At 35.7% G+C, this 20610-nt stretch carries 18 protein-coding genes; 9 read left to right on the top strand and 9 right to left on the bottom strand.

The genetic code is table 11. From position 1 onward, the window contains the following. The first annotated feature begins 41 nt into the window (after window positions 1-41). A complete protein-coding gene (gene nhaC, locus DPQ89_RS14640; RefSeq protein ID WP_127717781.1) occupies window positions 42-1490 on the top strand; it encodes a Na+/H+ antiporter NhaC in 1449 nt (482 codons plus the stop codon). Window positions 1491-1506: 16 nt separating this feature from the next. On the opposite strand, the gene DPQ89_RS14635 is transcribed toward nhaC, so the two are convergent. Both DPQ89_RS14635 and DPQ89_RS14630 read right to left on the bottom strand, forming a co-directional pair. Beyond that, window positions 1507-2418: an MBL fold metallo-hydrolase gene (locus DPQ89_RS14635; protein ID WP_164848440.1), complete on the bottom strand. Its 912-nt coding sequence runs from the start codon at window positions 2416-2418 to the stop codon at window positions 1507-1509. Continuing rightward, entirely contained in the window at window positions 2411-3994 is a 1584-nt protein-coding gene (locus DPQ89_RS14630) for a bifunctional UDP-sugar hydrolase/5'-nucleotidase (RefSeq protein WP_127717779.1), read from the bottom strand. Before DPQ89_RS14630 ends, DPQ89_RS14635 begins: the two co-directional genes overlap by 8 nt. Before the next feature lie 175 nt (window positions 3995-4169). Between DPQ89_RS14630 and DPQ89_RS14625 the strand changes: the two genes are divergently transcribed. From DPQ89_RS14625 to DPQ89_RS14600, 6 genes are all read left to right on the top strand, one after another. Beyond that, a complete protein-coding gene (locus DPQ89_RS14625) occupies window positions 4170-4808 on the top strand; it encodes an SIS domain-containing protein (RefSeq protein ID WP_127717778.1) in 639 nt (212 codons plus the stop codon). A 127-nt stretch (window positions 4809-4935) separates the two neighbouring features. Beyond that, entirely contained in the window at window positions 4936-5598 is a 663-nt protein-coding gene (locus tag DPQ89_RS14620; protein WP_127717777.1) for a HAMP domain-containing sensor histidine kinase, read from the top strand. 97 nt (window positions 5599-5695) lie between these two features. Continuing rightward, the gene (locus DPQ89_RS14615; RefSeq protein WP_127717776.1) at window positions 5696-6646 is read left to right on the top strand and encodes a methylenetetrahydrofolate reductase; all 951 of its coding nucleotides are present in this window, start codon (window positions 5696-5698) and stop codon (window positions 6644-6646) included. 13 nt (window positions 6647-6659) lie between these two features. Beyond that, window positions 6660-10376: a methionine synthase gene (gene metH, locus DPQ89_RS14610; protein WP_127717775.1), complete on the top strand. Its 3717-nt coding sequence runs from the start codon at window positions 6660-6662 to the stop codon at window positions 10374-10376. 1 nt (window position 10377) lies between these two features. Next, the gene (locus DPQ89_RS14605; RefSeq protein WP_127717774.1) at window positions 10378-10827 is read left to right on the top strand and encodes a hypothetical protein; all 450 of its coding nucleotides are present in this window, start codon (window positions 10378-10380) and stop codon (window positions 10825-10827) included. Beyond that, a complete protein-coding gene (locus tag DPQ89_RS14600) occupies window positions 10793-11473 on the top strand; it encodes a hypothetical protein (protein WP_127717773.1) in 681 nt (226 codons plus the stop codon). Before DPQ89_RS14605 ends, DPQ89_RS14600 begins: the two co-directional genes overlap by 35 nt. Here DPQ89_RS14600 and DPQ89_RS14595 read toward each other — a convergent pair. The 3 genes from DPQ89_RS14595 to DPQ89_RS14585 are packed head-to-tail and all read right to left on the bottom strand — an operon-like array spanning window position 11445 to window position 13376. After that, the gene (locus tag DPQ89_RS14595) at window positions 11445-12533 is read right to left on the bottom strand and encodes an NAD(P)/FAD-dependent oxidoreductase (RefSeq protein WP_127717772.1); all 1089 of its coding nucleotides are present in this window, start codon (window positions 12531-12533) and stop codon (window positions 11445-11447) included. The genes DPQ89_RS14600 and DPQ89_RS14595 overlap by 29 nt on opposite strands. 7 nt (window positions 12534-12540) lie before the next feature. Further along, a complete protein-coding gene (locus DPQ89_RS14590) occupies window positions 12541-13029 on the bottom strand; it encodes a hypothetical protein (RefSeq protein WP_127717771.1) in 489 nt (162 codons plus the stop codon). A gap of 8 nt (window positions 13030-13037) precedes the next feature. Next, the gene (locus tag DPQ89_RS14585) at window positions 13038-13376 is read right to left on the bottom strand and encodes a hypothetical protein (protein WP_127717770.1); all 339 of its coding nucleotides are present in this window, start codon (window positions 13374-13376) and stop codon (window positions 13038-13040) included. Window positions 13377-13499: 123 nt separating this feature from the next. On the opposite strand from DPQ89_RS14585, the gene DPQ89_RS14580 reads away from it, so the two are divergent. Continuing rightward, window positions 13500-14273 (top strand): endonuclease/exonuclease/phosphatase family protein, encoded by a 774-nt coding sequence (locus DPQ89_RS14580; protein WP_127717769.1) that lies wholly within the window; start codon window positions 13500-13502, stop codon window positions 14271-14273. Here DPQ89_RS14580 and DPQ89_RS14575 read toward each other — a convergent pair. Then, complete coding sequence (locus DPQ89_RS14575; protein ID WP_127717768.1) at window positions 14263-15159, bottom strand: phosphatidylserine decarboxylase; 897 nt, start codon at window positions 15157-15159, stop codon at window positions 14263-14265. The genes DPQ89_RS14580 and DPQ89_RS14575 overlap by 11 nt on opposite strands. A 110-nt stretch (window positions 15160-15269) precedes the next feature. Here DPQ89_RS14575 and DPQ89_RS14570 point away from each other — a divergent pair, with 110 nt between their 5' ends. Then, entirely contained in the window at window positions 15270-16328 is a 1059-nt protein-coding gene (locus DPQ89_RS14570) for a S1C family serine protease (RefSeq protein ID WP_127717767.1), read from the top strand. A gap of 1 nt (window position 16329) precedes the next feature. Here DPQ89_RS14570 and DPQ89_RS14565 read toward each other — a convergent pair whose 3' ends face one another. The 3 genes from DPQ89_RS14565 to DPQ89_RS14555 all read right to left on the bottom strand — a co-directional run bounded on the left by DPQ89_RS14565 (window position 16330) and on the right by DPQ89_RS14555 (window position 20567). Next, window positions 16330-18429, bottom strand: coding sequence for a hypothetical protein (locus DPQ89_RS14565; RefSeq protein WP_127717766.1), 2100 nt, complete (start codon window positions 18427-18429; stop codon window positions 16330-16332). A 78-nt stretch (window positions 18430-18507) separates the two neighbouring features. Then, the gene (locus DPQ89_RS14560; protein WP_127717765.1) at window positions 18508-19530 is read right to left on the bottom strand and encodes an ABC transporter permease subunit; all 1023 of its coding nucleotides are present in this window, start codon (window positions 19528-19530) and stop codon (window positions 18508-18510) included. Continuing rightward, window positions 19527-20567, bottom strand: coding sequence for an ABC transporter permease subunit (locus tag DPQ89_RS14555; RefSeq protein WP_127717764.1), 1041 nt, complete (start codon window positions 20565-20567; stop codon window positions 19527-19529). The genes DPQ89_RS14560 and DPQ89_RS14555 overlap by 4 nt, the downstream gene beginning before the upstream one ends. Window positions 20568-20610 lie beyond the last annotated feature (43 nt).

Below are 20610 nucleotides of genomic sequence, written 5' to 3'. Positions count from 1 at the left end.
AGTGCATTTATTCTATTTAAAACTAAACTAAGGAATTTTAAATGCACAGGGCCAAGAAACCAGGACTAATACTATCACTAGTTCCAGTGTTCTTTTTAGTATTTTTACTCATCATTAATGTCCTCATTTTCAAAGATGATGCTACAGGGGGTGCTAACCAAGTTGCCCTACTATTTGCTGCCTTTGTTACTGGTCTCATTGGTATCTTTAAGCTCAAAGTTCCTTATCATCATATAGAAACTAAAATATCATCTTCAATAAATATGGCCCTTTCGGCCTTAACAATTCTTCTAGTCGTTGGCGCCTTGATTGGTGTTTGGATCCTATCTGGAACAGTTCCTGCGATGATTTACTATGGTCTAAAACTAATTAATCCAAGTGTTTTCTTGCCCGTTGCTTGTGTTATTTGTTGTATTGTATCTCTAGCGACTGGTTCTAGTTGGTCAACAACAGGGACTGTTGGCATCGCCCTAGTAGGGATTGGACAAACTCTTGGTATTGCAGATGGGGCAATCGCTGGAGCAGTTATATCAGGAGCATACTTTGGAGATAAAATGTCCCCGCTATCTGATACGACTAACCTTGCACCAGCAATTGCTGGGAGTGAGCTCTTTGAGCATATTCGTCATATGATGTTCACTTCTGGACCAGCAATTATTATATCAATCATTGGGTTTACCATTCTAGGACTTACTTATGACTCAGGAAGTATGAATACTGAAGATATAGCTCTAATGTTAAAAACAATAGAGTCGAGATTTGATATTTCTTTTTTCATGTTTATTCCTCCGATAGCCGTACTTCTTCTTGTGCGAAAGAAAGTTCCAGCACTACCAGCAATTGCTTGTGGAGTCTTTATAGGTGTTATTACGGCACTAATATTTCAAAGAGACATGATGATTGAACTAATGAGTGGGAAATCTTCAATTAAAGACTTCTACACTCTAATCACAACAGTTTCATATCAAGGTTTTTCAATGGAAACAGGTTCTGCAACCGTTGACAAGCTTCTAAATAGAGGTGGTATGAGCGGTATGCTATCTACAGTTTGGCTTATATTCTCAGCAATGGTTTTTGGAGGAACTCTTGATGCAACAGGGATGCTTGCTAAAATTTCGGCATCAATTCTTCACCTGGTTAAAGGTACAGGCTCTCTTATAGGTGCTACTCTTGGGAGTTGTATTGTCCTAAACGCCACTGCTTCTGATCAGTACTTAGCAATTGTTGTCCCTGGTAAAATGTTTAGAAAAGCATATGAAAAATATGGTCTTGACCCTCGAAACCTCTCAAGAGCTCTTGAAGATGCAGGAACAGTTACTTCAGTTTTAATTCCTTGGAATAGTGGTGGTGCATATAATGCAGCAACACTAGGAATCCCGACCCTTACCTACCTTCCTTATTGTTTCTTTAATATTCTATCTCCAATTATATCTCTATTTTTGGCCACAATGAATTGGACCATAATTAAAAAGATTGAAGAAAAATCATAATTTCAAAAAGGTCAGTTTACTGACCTTTTTTATTACCTAAAAACTCTGGATAGACAGGAATTCTTTTTGAAATATGTGGATAGTCGTGCGATGGCACGACTACGAGAGACTTATTCTTCTTAGAAATATTACTAATCAGCTCAATTGTTTCTAAGAGTGTCTCTGGCCTTTCATCAACAAGCTTCTTAGATATAAAGAATTTCTCTGCCACTGGATTTAACTGCTTAACACTCCAGATACTATCTCCTACAAAGAAAAACCTTTGCTCTTGTGATAAGTTTAGAATAAAGCCTACAGAACCTGGAGTGTGCCCAGGTAGAGCAACAACGATAAAGCTACCATCTCCGAAAAAATCTAAACTCTTTCTAAAAGGACCGTACTCTTTATCCTCGAGCTTCAGTTCTCCCCAACGAATTAGCTTAGAGCTATATTGATTAAATAAGTAACCAACTCCACTTTTAGCAACATCACTAAAAGCATGCTCTTTTTCCTGGGCCGTAGTAAAGACTTTAGCGTTAGGAAAATCACTTATTCCACTCGCATGATCCCAATGCAAATGAGTAATAAATATCTTATCAATTGAAAGTTCTTTAATACTCTCTATAGCAGGTACTTCTTTTACATAAGAAAAAAATGGCTTAAACATCCAACTAAAATCTTCAAACTGCTTATCAATATTCTTTCCTAATCCAGAATCAATAAGAAAATTTCCACTTGAGTGTTTTACAACGAAAGCAGAGTGAGTAGAACGGTGTGTACTTCCAAAACTTCCACCCGAAAATATTAACCCCTCTGGGGAATCATTAAAACCAGTTTCAAGTCGACTCAAAGAAATATTTAAATGACCTGTTACTTCTGGTAACTCAAATGCAAAAGAACTTACTCCTAAAATATAAAAAGAAACTAATAAAATATAATTCTTAATCATTATCATTTCCAGGGATATAACCTCTTTCAATCTTTTGGAAGTTTCCTTTACGACCATAATCATCTAAATAGGTCTCATCAATTACTTGAATTCTTTTCATCTTATTTTCTAAAGCTTCCCACATCGAAATACGAGTATCCTTTCCTCCCTTTAAGATGAGTTTGGTTAGGTTTGTAATAGAGTATGCTCCCCTAACAATTGCCTCCGAAAAGCTTATTTTATAATACTTAAAAGGATTAATTCTCCTTCCATTTAACCTCATGTTTTTAATAATTTTCCCATTTTTAGAATATTTTTTCACATCAAACGTAACACCAGAGACATATAAAGGTAGTCCCGTCCTCATTACAACTTTAAACAACAGCTTAATAAAACCACCTCTTATTCTTGCCGTATAAACATTGTAACCAAACTTATTTTCAAACTCAAAAGTTCTAGGATTTCCATTATAGAGGTCTTTTCTTGTCACAAACCTCTCTACAGGGTAATTCAAACCAGAGAGGGGTTCAACATGAATTGAAAAATCAGAATCGGTCTGCTCTCTCATTGCATCGTTGATAAAATGTCCCCAGATATGCCTGTTTCCACCTTCAAATCGAGACTTCAATTGGCTATGTCCCAATATTGTATTTAGCCAATCCTCTCCATATTCTTCTTCAACAGAATGACTTGCCCCTGAAATCATTTCTAACATTTCAGGATCTTCCTCGGCCACAACAGGAAGAAGTTTGTAGTTTTCAATTTCTATTTTCTTTGTCTGCTCATTGTAATTAAAAATTAAGCGCCCAAGCCATCTAGCATGATTTCCGGCCTGAACAATAGGAATAAGCTTTCCCTTTTTTGACTTTTGGTAAAAGACTTTATGGAGAACTGTATGAGAGTGACCACCAACAATGAGATCTAACTCAGGACACTTCTTCGCAAGTTTCTTATCCTTACTAAATCCCATATGAGTTAATGCGATAACAATGTGATTTCCTCTTTGTCTTAGTTCTTTAGAATATTTCTTGCAGGCGGCGTATTCATTAGAGATCCCTCCTCCATTAATTCTCCATTTATATAAAATATCATTCGTTGTAATTCCTACAACACCTACTTTAACGCCATCGAATTCGAACTCTGTATAGGGCTTGATTTGCTCAGCGATATTAGTAAATTTCTTATTTGTGTAAAAGTTTGCTCCTAGGAATGAAAAATTTGGCTTAACATCTCCAAGAATTGCGTCTAAGTCATCAGATCCCATGAGATAATCATGGTTTCCTATTGTTACAGCATCGTAACCAATCTGATCATGCACTTCAAAGACTTTTCTTCCCTTGTCAGCTAGATAGAAAATATGGCCTTCCAAAAAATCTCCAGCATCCATAGTTAGATTTGAAATTCCTCGACTTTGCGCTAAACGCTTTTGCTCGTCCACTAACGTTTTCAATCTCGCATAGCCTCCACGACCTTCCATATGATCTGCGTGCTCTAAATGAGAATGAATATCATTTGTATGTAGAATTTGAAATTTCTTAGCAAAGATATGAGTTGATACTAGCGTTAATCCTAAGATCAAGAGTGCTCTATATTTCATTTATAACCTCAATATTAATTTTTCTTATAAATCAATTCGGCTAATCAACACTCTCTATTGAAAACTTAGGGAAGAATTTTATTTAAAGGAGATTTTTTCCGAGAACAAAGTTGATAAGTATAATCAACTAAGCTCATTTTTTGACGTTTTCCAAACAAAGAATTATGCTATCAAAATGTTTGACTCAAATGATATGAAACTATTTTCAATGAGCTTTATAGAAGAGCTTAATAAGCTATTCGATGGAATAGACCATCAGAAAATAGCTGAAGCTACTCGAGAAATTATTAGAACGAGAGATAATGGAAAGAGTATATTCGTTGTAGGTAGCGGACAATCATCTAGCCTAGCAAATCACTTTGCTAGCTCACTACTTTTAAAATCTGACTCAAAAAAGAAGCCATTTAAAACATACTCATTAAATGCAAGCTCAACAAGTATTTCAATCGTTGCAGAAAATGATCACATCGATCAACTATATTCTAAGCAATTATTGTCTCTGGCCAACAGAGGCGACCTACTAGTCGTTTTTTCAGAAACAGGAAACTGCCAAAGTATTGTTGAAGCAATAAAAGTTGCTAAAACTAAAGAGTGTACAATAGTGGGAATAAGCTCCATGGGAGGAGGCCTTTTAAAGTCAATCTCTGATATTTGCCTTTACACTTCGAAGTCCGATATCTGTAACGCCTCTTTTGCAATTCAGATGAACTTTATTCAAATCATTACTAGTTATATCCAAGAATTTTGTCAGATTGAATCAAGGGGAGTTCACACATCTCATCCCAATCAGCTCAATCTGTTAGAAATTCAATAAGTTACCTTTCCCACTGCGAATAACTTCCCACCATGATAAGCTAATGAATGCTCACCGCAGTAATTCATTGAAGAATTTATTTCATTCTCATAATACTCTCTCATAAATAATTTTTTACGGAGTAAATATGAACCTAAGCCCACTAAAACTTAAGCAATTAAAACATGACATCGCTTCACCGCTTGCCGCTATCAAGACAGTTACAAACCTCAATGGAAATTTAGGCCTAACTGAAAAAAAACTTTTAGAAGCTTCAGTAAAGAGGGTTGAAGCCCTCATTGAATCCCTTAAGCCTACTGAAGAACTTTATAAAGGTACAAATATTTACTCTTGCGTTAATGAAATAGTTAACGAAAAAAGCATGACTCTACAAAGAAAGAATTTAAAACTAATCACTAAGTTCGATATGCAATCAAAAGAAGCTATTTGCCTGATTCAATCCACAGAATTTAAAAGGGTTCTCTCTAACTTAATGAATAATTCAATTGATGCACTAGATAATCAGGAGAACAAAGGTCTTATCAAGCTTAAAGCAAAGGTTGAAAATAGTAATCTATATCTAAGTATCATTGATAATGGTCATGGAATATCAAAAGAATATGTAAATCAAGTAACTAATCTCGGCTGGAGTCATCGAAAAGACCATGGTCAAGGTCTAGGCCTATTCCACGCAAAGAAGAGTATCGAAAATTGGAACGGTCAGCTTAAAATAAACTCAGTATTTAATCTTGGAACTAAGGTTACAGTCATTATTCCCATTGAGCCATTTAAGCTCTCTATAGCCGCATAGAATTGGGCTAGAAATTATAAAAATCACTGTTAAATTCGCTCATTAAACCTTAGAATAAAGGTTTAATGAAGCATGAATTTCCAAGGATTTTTTCAAGATGAAAATTATAGAGCATCTAGATAGAGCTAAGAATAAAGAGCTATTATGTAGCTACGAAATTGTTCCTCCTCCAAGAGGAAGAAGTGTTCAAGATATCATAGATATAGTCGAAGCAGTTCAGCCGTATAATCCTCCTTGGATCGATGTAACAAGCCACGCTGCTGGAGCATTCTATAACGAAAAATCAGATGGCTCTATTGAGAAGAAAGTTTATAAAAAACGACCAGGAACTATTGGAATCTGTGGAATTATTCAAAATAGATTCAATATAGACACATGTGTGCACTTACTATCACTCGGATTCACTAAAGAAGAAACAGAAGATGCCCTTATCGAATTGAACTTCTTAGGAATTCACAATGTCCTCGCACTACGTGGAGACGCTCCAAACTACAATAAGAAAGTTGATAAGAATCGCCACACTAATAAGTATGCCATTGATCTCGTATCTCAAATTTCAGAAATCAGAAGAGGTGAGTTCTTACATGACATTACAGGTGCAAGACCTCTTGATTTCTGTACAGGTGTTGCAGGGTATCCTGAAAAACACTTCGAAGCTCCTAGTATGAAGTTTGATATTCAAATGCTCAAAGCAAAAGTTGATGCTGGAGCTGACTACATAACAACTCAAATGTTCTTCGATAATGAGAAATACTTTAGTTTCGTCAATGAATGTAGAGCTGCAGGAATTACAGTTCCAATTATTCCAGGAATTAAAATAATTAAAAATATTAACCAACTCGCTTCAATACCTAAGCACTTCTATATTGATTTTCCAGATGAATTTGTCGAAGAAATTATGGAAAACAAAGATCACGTTAAAGAAATTGGAATTGAGTGGGCACTAAAACAATGTAAGGGCCTTGTAGACTTTGGAGCCCCTTGCCTACATTTCTATATCATGAATGATACAAAGTCTGTCATAGAAGTCGTTAAACATTTTAAATAATAGGTATAAATAAATGCAAAAAGAATTAAGCCAGTCTGGTCTAGATCTTATCAAGTTACTTGATCAAAGAATCGTTTTTATGGATGGTGCTATGGGTACCATGATTCAAAGATACAAACTTGAGGAAGAAGATTTTAGAGGAGATAGATTTAAAGATCATCCTAGTGACCTAAAAGGAAATAATGATCTTCTATCAATTACTCGTCCCGATGTAATTGAAGAAATTCATTTAAAATATCTTGAAGCCGGCTCAGACATAATTGAAACGAATACTTTTAGTGGAACGAAGGTTGCTCAAGCAGACTATCATTTAGAAGATGTTGCTTATGAAATCAATGTAGAATCAGCAAAGGTCGCCAAAAGAGCGTGCCAAAAGATGATGGAAAAAGATCCAAGTAGACAGTGCTTTGTCGCTGGAGCTCTTGGTCCAACAAATAAAACGGCCTCTATGTCTCCAGATGTTAATAATCCTGCTTATAGGGCCATTTCATTTGACGAGTTAACTGAAGATTACTATCAGCAGGCCAAGGCACTAGTTGAGGGTGGAGTTGATATTCTTTTACCGGAAACGACTTTTGATACTCTGAATATTAAGTGTGCTATTTTTGCTATAGAAAAGTTATTCGATGAACTAGATAGAAGACTTCCAGTAATGCTTTCCGTTACTATTACGGATGCTTCAGGTAGAACTCTTTCTGGTCAAACAATTGATGCATTTTGGAACTCGGTAAGACATGCAAAACCACTAAGTGTTGGAATAAATTGTGCTCTAGGAGCTAAAGAAATGCGTCCTTATATGGATCGTCTTTCACAAATTGCTGATTGCTATACAAGCTGCTATCCAAATGCAGGCCTACCTAACCCATTAAGTGATACGGGTTATGATGAGGAGCCAAAGGACACAGCAGGCTTTCTAACAGATTATGCAGACTCAGGGTTTATCAACTTAGTTGGAGGCTGTTGCGGAACAACACCAGATCACATACAGGCCATTCGTGAAGAACTAGAAAGTAGACCTCCAAGAAAAAAGCCTCACTTAAAAGAAGCAATGTTTTTATCCGGACTAGAGCCTCTAATAATTGATAGAGACAATGAAACAAGCCCATTTTACATGGTTGGAGAAAGAACAAATGTAACAGGCTCTCCACGCTTTGCCAGACTAATTCGAGAAGGTGACTTCGACACAGCATTAGAAGTTGCAAGGCAACAAGTTGAAAATGGTGCAAATATAATCGATATTAACTTCGATGAAGGGCTTCTTGATTCTGAAGCTTGTATGATTAAGTTTCTTAACCTTGTGGCAAGTGAGCCCGAAATATGTAAAGTCCCAATCATGATTGATAGCTCTAAATGGTCAGTGATTGAAGCAGGACTTAAATGTATTCAAGGAAAAGGAATCGTTAATTCAATTTCACTTAAAGAAGGTGAAGAGAAATTTATCGAACAAGCACAACTTATCAAAAGATATGGTGCCGCAACAGTTGTCATGGCCTTCGATGAAAAAGGTCAAGCAGCAGATAAAGAAGATAAAGTCAGAATTTGTCAAAGAGCGTATAAAATTCTCGTCGAGAAAGTGAACTTTGATCCACGAGATATTATTTTTGACCCAAATATACTGACGGTTGCTACGGGAATAGAAGAGCATAATAATTATGCAGTAGATTTCATTGAAGCTGTTAGAGAAATAAAGGAAACTTGCCCAGGAGTTTTAACAAGTGGTGGAGTTTCGAATGTTTCTTTCTCATTTCGTGGAAACAACTTAGTTAGAGAAGCAATACATTCTTCTTTCCTACTTCATGCAATTAGAGCTGGTCTCGACATGGGTATTGTTAACGCGGGAATGCTCACTGTTTATGAAGATATTGAACCAACTCTTCTAAAGTTAGTGGAAGATGTTTTACTTAATAGATCTCCAGAAGCAACAGAGAACCTTGTTGAACATGCCGAGAAAGTGAAAGGAACCGGCAAGAAGAAAGATGTTAAAGACGACCTTTGGAGATCTGGAACGCTACAAGAGAGAATATCTCACGCACTTGTAAAAGGAATCTCTACTCACATAAATGAAGATACTGAGGAAGCTAGACTGGAGTTCGGAGCACCGTTAAATGTTATTGAAGGCCCTTTAATGGAAGGGATGAAAATAGTCGGTAAGCTCTTTGGTGAAGGAAAAATGTTTCTTCCCCAAGTCGTAAAGTCTGCAAGGGTTATGAAGCAGGCCGTAGCCTATCTCGAACCTTACATGGAAGAAGAAAAAAAGAAAAATGCTAACGCCAGAAAGCAAGGAACATTTGTTATTGCTACTGTTAAGGGCGATGTTCATGATATTGGAAAAAATATTGTTGCAGTTGTTCTCGCCTGTAATGGTTACGAGGTAATAGATCTCGGTGTTATGGTAAGTTGTGAAGAAATTATAAAGAAGGCCCGTGAACACGATGCAAGTATAATTGGCATGAGTGGTCTAATCACTCCCTCTCTTGATGAGATGATTCATAATGTAAAAGAGTTTGAAAGACTTGGTTTCGATTGTCCTGTTCTCATTGGTGGCGCCACAACAAGTAAGGCCCACACAGCAATCAAAATTGCACAACACTATAGTGGTCCAACTGCTCAAGTAGGAGATGCATCTCTAGTTGTTGAGATATGCTCAAAGCTTTTAAATCCTGCGACTGCTAAAGAGTACACTCAAGAGTTAAAAGAAACTCAAAAAAGAATAAAAGAAAAATTTGATAGTGGTGAGGGTTCTAAAGTTAAAACAATCCCTCTTGATCAAGCAAGAGAGTGGAAAAACATTACAGATTGGGAAACAGTTGACATAGCAAAACCTGAATTTACAGGTAAGAAAGTTTTTCATGATATCACATTAGAAGAAATTGTTCCCTATATTGACTGGTCCCCATTCTTTTGGACATGGGAAATGAAAGGAACTTATCCAAAGATTTTGAATAATGAAAAATATGGAGACCATGCTAAAACATTATTTGCCGATGCCAATAAGTTACTTGATCAAATAATTAAAGAAGATCGATTTAAAGCAAGAGCAGTCATTGGCCTTTGGAAAGCGAACTCAATTGAAGATGATATTGAAATCTATAATGACAAAGGTGATGTAATTGATACCTTTAGATTTTTAAGGCAACAAAAAGAAAAAACAGAACATAATCCTTACTTAAGCCTTAGTGACTTTGTCGCTCCAAAAGAGAGTCAGAGAACTGATTACCTCGGAGGATTTGCAGTTACCATGGGCTATGAAGTTGAGGAATTTGCCAACACATTCAAAGATAATGGAGATGATTATAGCTCTATCTTGGTCAAAGCGTTAGGAGATAGATTCGCAGAGGCATTAACTGAACTTATGCATAAGAAAGTTAGAGATCTATTTGGTTATGGAAAAGATGAATCCTTCTCTAATGAGGACCTCATTAAAGAGAAATATAGAGGAATACGTCCTGCAGCTGGATATCCATCATGCCCTGATCATACTGAAAAACCAACTCTGTGGCGTGTTTTAAATGTAGAAGAAGAAATAGGTATTTCTCTTACAGAAAACAATGCAATGAATCCTCCTTCTTCTGTTTCTGGACTTTACTTCATGCATCCTAAAGCGAAATATTTTACTTTAGGTCCAATCGGTAAAGATCAAGCAAAAGAGTATGCCTCAAGAAAAGAGATGAGTTTAAAAGAAGTTGAAAAGTGGCTAGCGCCAAACCTAGGGTATAACCCCGAGGCGTAAGATGAATGAGTTTTTTGAAGCTTCCATAGATAAAAAGTTTGATCAAAAAGATCTATGGAAGACTTGTATTAAAAATGCAAGAGACACTCTTCATTCTAGGGACCTTTGCGACTCCGAACTATTAAAAATATTAGATGCGAGCAACTCTCCTCAAAAGTTCAATACTATTATTAGATTAATCTATGTTTACAGTAAGACTCGTCCCGATGGACATACCGCAGTTAAGCTATTATTTGAAAATACAGATACTTCAATCTATTCTTTAGCAGAATGGATCGATGCTATAGATCACTTTGATTCTTGGTTGGCCGATAATAATAGAAAGGCCGATTGGAAAATGATGCTTGGATATATCGCTTGCTGCTCTCAATCTCCTGAAAATAAAGATATAAAGCATAATTTCATTGAATTAATTGATGAAATGCTCAACACATATGGATTCGATGGATAGACTTCTACCCACAACAGGAATTGGTAGCCTTCCCCACTTAACAATAGAGGATGCTCTTAGTTATTCGAATAAGTTTGATATACCTTTTCTTCCAGAGTTGGCCATACTAGATGGAACAATTCTAGAGGCAAAGACTAACTCCTGCCTAGAAGAATTTCTTAAAAGTTCAAAATCAACTTTAAAAAAAGTTCAATATCCTTCTGCTGAAGTATTAGAAGTTGAAATCCAAGATTATGACAATTGTATTACATTTATAGATGCACCAATAATTAAAGATATTGAAAGCTTAACACCTATAATTACCGGTAGAGGTCTTCACTGCTGTGGAAACTTCTCTATTGAAAATATAATTAAACTTTCTCCAACACACTTCTCTTTTGATGCAGGCCTAATAGATGATCCATATTCATTCGTTGATACTCTCGTATCAAATAGTATTACTCCCGTCGTCGGCATTATTGCAACACACACGCAAAGTAACTCAAGGGTAGAAAATTTTAAAATATGGAAAAAAGTCCTAAGGGATTATGTGCAAAATTGCTGGATCTCTCCAGCTTGTGGTCTTGCATTAAAAAGTGAAAAAGAGTGTGACCACATACTTCAAGACTTATTAGCAATTAGACTAGAGATTTTACAATCTCACTAACCTTACGGGCAATAGCAGGAGAACTCGTCAATCCTGGAGACTCAACGCCTAGACATTCAATATATCTATGTAGGCCATAAGCTTCCCCATTTGAAATGTAAAAATCAGAATACAACTGATTATTTTTTCTAATTTTAGGTCGAATTCCACAATAATCAACTTCTAGATCTTTTTGAGAGATTCCCTTAAAAACCTTAAGTATATCACCGGCCATACTTTCTACGACACTTTCTTTAATCTGATAGTTAACTGAATTAACATCTTCAGTATTTGGTCCAAATCTAATAATTCCATCCTCACCAAAACTTGTATGAACACCTAGTCCCTTTAACCCTTTAGGTGGTACAGGGTAAAGTAGAGATTCATTATAAAATTTTTTCTTCAGTTTTACGTAATTGCCTTTAACATACTCATTACAAAAGTCGGTTAATCCAAGAAATTCTCTAATTGCAACTGCTCCTAAGCCTGCCGCGTTGATTACAATATCTGCAGTTAATTTCTCTTTCTGAGTAGTGAGGGAAAAGACACCATTTTCAAATTTCAGCTCCTTCACTTCTTGATTCTTCATGAGATAGAAATTATCTTTTTGAAGTTGTATTTCAATTTTTTTAAGAGCATCTCCGATATTTAAAATTGATGTTCCTGCGCTAAAGAAAGCGTTATGAACATTAAGAAATTTTGCTAATTCATTAATTTTATCTTGATCACACCAACTCAACTCTCCGACACCGTTTTCTACAGCATTATTAAAGAGTTCAACTAAACTTTCATTTTCATCACTATCGGTTGCTATTAAATATTTTCCGCACTTATTAACAAACTCTGAGTATTCACTATGCCAAATATTTTTTCCACTTATACATAACTCTCTTTTTAGGCTATTTTTTGGATAATATAGACCAGCATGTAAGACGCAACTATTTCTATGAGTAGAGTGTTCACCCAAGAAAGGTTCTTTTTCGAACAAAACAATGTCTTTGTCAGGATGCTGGAGCACTAATTCTTTGGCAATTAATAATCCAACGATCCCACCACCAATGATGGCAATAGAGATATGCATTTGGTGATTATATATACTTTAAGTCTTGTTCGACAAGTTCTCCATAATTTGCACTTCCCCAGTAGACCACTTTCATTTCGGAGGTTTTTCTATCGTTGTTATCAAACTCTCTCATTTCTTGTATTTGAGTAATAAAGTTATCAATCTTAGATAGCTCAATTTTTAATAGCTTCTCTTCATAACTTGTTAAAAAAACTTTCTTTAATTTAAACTCCTTATCTTTGGCTTGATTTTCCACAGAAGCATTTAAAAGATCCCTTAATTCTTGTTCTCTACTTTCCAATCCATTTACTTTTTCAAGCCAGTCACTACTAGGGTCAGTATTTATAAAGTACTTATTATTCTTATATAGAAGCATATTTTTATAAATAAGCTCTGGGATTAAAGAATTGACTAAAATATCTGATAGCCCTGTATCTCTTTTAATAGCATCTAGAGTCATATTTTTTCTTGAAACTGACTCAAGTATCATGCGTTCTGGTAATAATAAATTCACATTATCTCCTATGCCGCTTTTTTAGCGCAATTGTTATTCATAATTAATCTAGCGAGTCTCACCTTCCTTTCAACTTGTTGTGACAGCTTTTGAATACCATAACTTGAAAGTAGCGCCTCACAATCCATAGTTAACTCAGCAATGTCAGAGTTTCTTGCAGAAAGATAATCAACTCGATTTTTAATAATAAGATATTCAGACAATTTCATTTCACTTCCATTGAGGAGTCTAAATATCCTTGTCTGCTGTATCCCACTGTCATGAGATATCTCTCTTATAGTCGATTTCTTTAATAGAAAATTGTACTTTTTAAATAAACTGCTTTGAACTTCTTCATGTGATATCACTCTAACCTCCTATTCACATACTCCACATAGCAAAGCTCATGCCATTAAAAACCATTGCTAATATGCTGATTTTTCAATAACCTTAGATAGTAACCGTTCTATTTTCCAAACATAGGAACAGAAATGTTTAAAGTCGCATCCGCTAATATTCGCTTTGATAACCCTCAAGATGGACGTCACGACTGGGCCGGCAGAAGAATTCTTCTATCAAGTCTTTTAAATGACTTTTGTGCTGATATCTTTGGAACCCAAGAAGGCAGAGAAGAGCAGATTAAAGACCTTTGCTCATTATTACCTAATCACACATTAGTAGAAGAACACAGAGAGTGGATTGAAGAGAGAATGTACCCGTGTATCTTTGTAAATTCACAAAATATAGAAGTAATTAGTAGTGGAGATATTTGGCTCAGCGAAACTCCGACTATCGGCGGCTCAAAGTCATTTAATTCTGCATTTCCAAGACTTTGCACTTGGATAAAAGCAAAACACAAGCATAGAGACTTTAACTTCTTTTATGTAAATACTCATCTCGATCATGTTCTGTCTTCTACTCGATCAGAGCAAATTCAAGTACTAATTGATGAGGTAAAAAGAATAAACGATCAAAACCTCCCTATTATTGTAACTGGTGATTTTAATGAATCACCTCAAGAGGAAGTAAGAGATAAGCTTATTTCTCAATTTAGTAATTTGTATGATCCGTGGACAAAGCACGGACACCTAGAAGAAACAAGCTACCATAAATTTGATGGTCTAAATCCAGAAGGGGCCCGAATAGATTGGATAATCGCGGATAAGTTTTTTGAATCCAAAAGTATAAGACTTGCAAAGGAAAATCAAAAGGGCATATTCCCTTCTGATCACTTCCCCGTGTTGGCCGAATTTACTATTTCGTAGCGACAACATCACCGAGTTGAATATACGTCTCCATTCCCTTATTGGTGTAATCAATGATGTCAGAACTTGGGGACCATTTCCCCTTTTCACCAATAATAATCACTGTTGAGCCACCAAAGAGAAAATACCCTTTCTCCTGTCCACGCTCAAAAGTTGTCAAATCAGTACTTTGCTCTATTCTTCCTACACATATAGCACCGACTTCCACATAGGCAATCTTTCCAAAATTTTCGGTCTCAAGGATTGTTACTTCTCTAACGTTAGTTGAAAAAATATCCTCTTTCGCTTTAAGTGCAATTGGATTCACAGAGTGATAGAGGCCACCAACTTTATAGTGATCTAGAACATGCCCAGAGTCAGGAAAATGAAACCTATGATAATCAACAGGGCAGAGTCGCGCCAGCAAGAGAGGACCGTCTTTAAAAGTTTCCGTCCACTTGGAGTTACTGAGCAATTCTTGCGCGTTTAAGAATTTTCCTTTTACAGGAATTGTCTTATCATCTGTTATACTCGAGTAACCAAAATATCTAGCTTCACTAAATGCTGGCATTTTATCAGGACTTTTTTCTATTTCTCTAGCTCCATCTTTAAACTCTCTCACAAAGAAAGTATTGAAGCTCGAATAAGGCTCCAACTCATCCTTTCCCTTTTCAGGAAGAAATTCACTCATATCAATTTGAAAGTTTTCAATAAAACCTGGAATTTTATTTTTACTCATAGGAAGATCTTGTAATTGACCATATAAAATAGAAAGAGGTGCCTTTACCAGTGAATTTGAGAGAAATTTTCCCCAAAAACTATTATATAACCACTTTACTCCAGCATCACCATATACTTTCTCAACTTCTACACAGTTTTTCCCACGATTAAAGTACTGAATTTGCAAAAGAATCTCCTAAGTTGACAAAAAATTTACGCAAGCCTCGCTTGCAGTTAGAATTGAAATTTATTATATCTATAATAAGAAAAACGAGCAACCAACTTAAGGAGTTAGAATTGAATAGATTAAAGCATTTATTAGCAATATTGGTCTTTACCTTCAGTGCATTATCTATGTCTACGGCATTTGCACTTCTAGAGGATGAAAAGAATACAATAGAAACATTTAAGAATTCTGTTCAAAGTGTTGTTAACGTCACAAACCTACAAATGACTAAAGGTTCTATATTTGATTATGACGCTCACGAAGTGCCTGTTGGAGCTGGTACGGGGTTTGTCTGGGATAAAGAAGGCCATATAATCACAAACTTTCACGTTATTGCTGGTGGAGATAAGTTCTTAGTAACATTTAGAGGTGATAAGAAACAATATCCAGCCTCACTAGTTGGCAAAGTTAGTAACAAAGATGTAGCAGTACTTAAGTTAGAAGAGAAGCCTAAGAATCTACAACCAATCAAGGTTGGAAAATCTAAAACTCTACAGGTTGGTCAAAAAACAATGGCAATTGGAAATCCATTTGGCCTTGACCATACAATAACTTCAGGAATTGTTTCAGCACTAGATAGAAAAATAATGGGTATTGGAAATGTTAGAATATACGGAATGATTCAAACAGATGCATCCATTAATCCTGGTAATTCAGGGGGACCACTTCTCGACTCTAATGGGGCCTTGATTGGAATGAATACTGTTATCTACAGTAAGTCTGGTTCAAGTGCCGGAATCGGTTTTGCTGTTCCCGTAGATACTATTAGTCTCATTATTCCAGATCTTATAAAGAATGGAAAAGTTACTAGGCCAGGACTGGGAATTGGTCCGGCCAGTGAATACCAAAAGACAAGACTTGGCGTTGATAAAGGTATTGTTGTTCTCTATGTTGATCCAGAAGGTGGTGCGGGAAAAGCTGGTATAGTAGGATTTACAAAAGACAAGTATGGAAGAACTTATCCAGGAGATATCATTCTAGCGATTGATAAAAAAGAAGTTGATAATATTGATGATATTTACCATATTCTTGGACAATACAAAGTTGGAGATATTGTCACTGCAGATGTCTTTAGAAAAGGAAAGATTAAGAAAATTAAAATTGAATTAATTCCTATTAACGATAACTAAATTAATACGTAGCCGGGTTGAAGATATAACTTGTATCCCACATACCCGGTATATTACCGTAGCTACTTGGTAGCATTGGTCCTCCATAGTAATATGGTTGATACATTAAAGGATTATAGTATTGTGTATTTGAAGTTGGATACCTTGACTTCAAGTACTCTGGCAATAGAGCGCTAAATGCATCTGTTGCCGAATCTGCAAGGGCCTTAGAGCTTGCTGTACTTCTTTTAATAGTCTTACCTCTAAATTCTCTATCCTCATCATCTCCAGGAAATTTATCATCATCTTCTCTTTCAAAGTCATATTCAGAGTTTGTTAGATTACAATTTGCCGATCTTACTACTGAGCCGTTGCTTAATAAATCAACTTTAACTGAGCCCGAGAATTTGTCTTTTGAAATAGTACACATGATTTGGGTGCTATTAGAATTCTTCTGAACACCTGAGCAACTTACGCCTTTTGATGGGCTAACTTTAGTTTCGAACATCTCACTAATATAAGAGCTTGAACCCACGTCAACATAATTCCCAACGTCTAAAACCTTCATTAAACTAAAACGACAGTAACGATCTTTAGAGATAGTATTAAAGAAGAAACTATTATCTGCGACATACTTTGCGACATTCACTTGTTGCTTAGACTTGAATGTTCCATTTTCGTAGAGCTCTACTATGTATGAGTAATCCTTCTCTTTTCTCTTGGAACTAAAGAAAGAATTATTCATATCGTAGCGAATATCTTGATCATACTTAAGAGTAATACCTAATTTTGAGAAAGAGTTAGCTGAGATGGCAACTCCTGATGCCATCACTTTGATGGTATCAATTTGTTGTAATGAATCTGTTTGATAGGGAGTAATTTCGAGGCTCAATTGACCTAACTGTCCCTTAGCCACAACGGTATAATCGGCCTTAGAAGTAGAACTTTCTTCAACGAGTTGGGCCTCAATATTGTAAGGCTCATCTAGCTTAGGACATTTTATAATATTTCTAGACCTTGATATCACTTCACAAGTTTTTAAGTCTATGAAGTTAACCTTTCCCTCTTCTACACTGACTTCTTTTGAATCTTTTATTAGGACTGGTTGTAGGTAGGAATAAAGAGGATCTTTAGTATCATCTCCTTGAATATAGAAAGCATTCGAAGGCCTAATTTCTAAAGAAAGTTGTTCATCTTCTTTCTTTTCTGGATTAACTTTGAGTACGAACATTTCATTTAGATTCGTACAACTTATATTTACTCCATCCTTACTACAATTCTTAGCTCCCTGTACTATTGTAAAGTCCTCAATGGCCTTACCTTTAGGGTTTTCAGGACTCTTCTTTATTACATTATAAGTATTGTTGCCTAGCTCATCAGATAGCAAATAAGTACTTCCATCTAAATACTCTAGCTCTATGCTGGCAAAGGACGATGGTCCTTGAAGGGAAATACTCTTCTTACCAAACTCGCTAAAAGAACATTTAATTAACATTCCTGAGATCGCACACCCTTTAGTATCCCCATCTAAATTGAGACCGGAAAGATTCTCTAGCTTCATTGAAGTTATAACATTAATTACTTTATCTTTTGTAAAAGAGCTCTTATCAACTTCAACAAGCCTAATTGATGTTGCATCAAAGATAGACTTTATGGCCAAACCTAGAGCATCAATTTGTGAACTATCTAAAGTATCTAGACCATTTAAACACTGCTTGTGTTGAGAAAGAAAAAGAGACTGATCAAAGCAAGGTAAGACATCATCTTTGGGATAAAAGCCATCACTATTAGCAATTGTTCCTACCCTTTTGTTCTTAGCAAAGAAATTATTTAAAACGTCATTAAATACTTTAAACTCTTCTGCTGAAGAAGATTTTTCGAGATCCTTAATATCAACATTTAAAATAAGTTTTACACCAGAATCAGTTCCAATAGATTGAAAACCTATTTTCTTATAGAAATCTTTTTGAGAATCTGCAAAGTCTTCTACATTAACACTACTCTTAATATAGCTGTGTAATTCAGAAGTCATTTTCTCTAAAACTTGTTGATGACAGCTACTTGCTGCCATTGAAGTTGTGTTAATAAATAGAAATAGGAATGCTCCTAAGAAAACTCTCATGCATAACTTATCGGAATATTCAGGTATTTTATTTAGAAAAAAGGCCTCTAATTTAGAGGCCTTAAGTATTTGAAATAATTATTTTGTTACATTTGGATCCATTGCATCTCTAACACCATCACCAATCAAAATCAGTAGAAAAAGTGTTATAGCAAGAGCCAATCCAGGAAACACAGCTAGCCACCAAGCAATCGTAAAGTTCTTTTGGGCCTGAGCAAGTAACTCTCCCCATGAAGGAGTAGGAACTGGAAGACCAAAACCAAGGTAATCAAGCTGGGCCAATGCCATAATCCCACCAGAAATTGTAAACGGTGAGAAAGTAATTATCGGTGATAGAGAGTTAGGAAGAATGTGTTTAAAGATAATTCTTGTATTACTAGAACCCATACCGTGAGCGGCCTCAACGAATTCCTTCTTTCTATTCTTTAAGAACTCACCACGAACATATAAACTTACTCCAACCCATCCAAATACACTTGAAATAATTACTAGTATAGTCATGGAAGCGCCGAATATATCAATTAATATGATCATTAATAAGAACGCCGGAATTGTACTAAAGACTTCAACCCCTCTTTGAAAAATTAAATCAAAGAGACCACCGAAATATCCACTAACACCTCCAAAGACTATTCCTATAAAGAAAGAAATCAACCAAACAGCCACAGAGAATAGAATACTATACTTAAACCCATAGAGAATTCTTGTGAAAACATCACGACCTCGATCATCTGTTCCCATAATATTCTCAGCACTAGGCTTAGAAGGATAAGTATCTACACGATTGTTACTTTCATTAGGATTCCACTTAATTATAGGCCAGATTGCAGAGTCATCAGCAGATAATTCTAACTGTCTATAATTCATAATAAGGGTATTATTCTTTCCAAACTCTGTTGGATGATAGTCCTTAAAAACAGGAAAGTAGCTCTTACCCTTATAGTTTAAATATAGAGGTTCACTATTTGCAATCATTGGAGACGCAATAGTAAGAAAAAGAGAAAAAAGAAAGATAACACTTGCAATACATGCAGGCTTATTACTCTTATACTTTCTCCATCTCTTTAGAGTTATTTCATTTTCAATATAACGTTCAATCATGAGAAATCTATCCTTGGATCAACTAGAACATAACAAATATCACTTATCAGGTTTCCAACAAGCATCACAATAGAAGAGAAGAACATCAGGCACATAAGTACATTGTAATCTCTAGATAGAAGTGATTGATAACCTAAAAGTCCTAAACCATCTAATTGGAAAATTGTTTCAATTAGAAGGGAGCCGGCCAAGAAGACACCAATGAATGACCCTATTCCAGTTGCAATAGGAATAAGTGCATTTCTAAGTGCATGCTTTAAGTAAACAACTCTTTCACTAAGTCCTTTTGCTCTAGCAGTTCTAATGTAATCTTTTTTAATTTCTTCAAGAAGCGAGTTCTTCATTAAAAGAGTTAGAACAGTAAATGAACTAATCATGTAGGAAATAAGCGGTAGAACAAAGTGATGGAGCCTATCAATAACCTGCTCCATAAAAGTCATGCTGTCATATCCATCAGAGTATAACTCTCCAACAGGGAACCACTCATAAAAGCTTCCCCCAGCGAAGAATACGATCAAAACAATACCAAGCATAAAGCCAGGAATAGCGTACATAATTGACAGTGTAACACTTGTGAACAAGTCAAAGCCTGTTCCATTTTTAATTGCTTTCAAAATCCCTAACGGAATACATATAAGATAGGAAAGGATCAAGGATGCTATACCGAACTGAATGGAGACAGGGAACTTACTTGTAACTACATCAAGTGCAGGCTCCTCATAAGTAAAACTCTCTCCAAAGTCCATGCTCGCAATATTTTTAAGCCATAAACCATATCTAACGTACCAAGGCTTATCAAAACCATATTGCTTTTTAAGTGCTTCAATAACTTCTTCACTAACAGCATTTTCTTTATTAGATCCAGAATTTCCAGCAGCTGATGCTCCATCAGCACCAACGCCACCAAATCTCAATTGTTGTATTTTTTGCTCAATCGGACCACCTGGTGCTGCATTAATAATACCAAAGTAAATAATGGTAATACCAAGCAAAACAGGAATCATCAGCAAGACTCTTCTTAAGATATATTTTAACAACTTCTACTCCTAATCAACTTCAACATAGAGGGCACCGAGAGTG

The organism is Halobacteriovorax sp. HLS, from assembly GCF_004006665.1.
In the GTDB taxonomy this organism is placed as follows: Bacteria; Bdellovibrionota; Bacteriovoracia; order Bacteriovoracales; family Bacteriovoracaceae; genus Halobacteriovorax.
The sequence above is the reverse complement of the archived record's forward strand: the minus strand, read 5'-3'. Positions and strand labels throughout refer to the sequence as shown.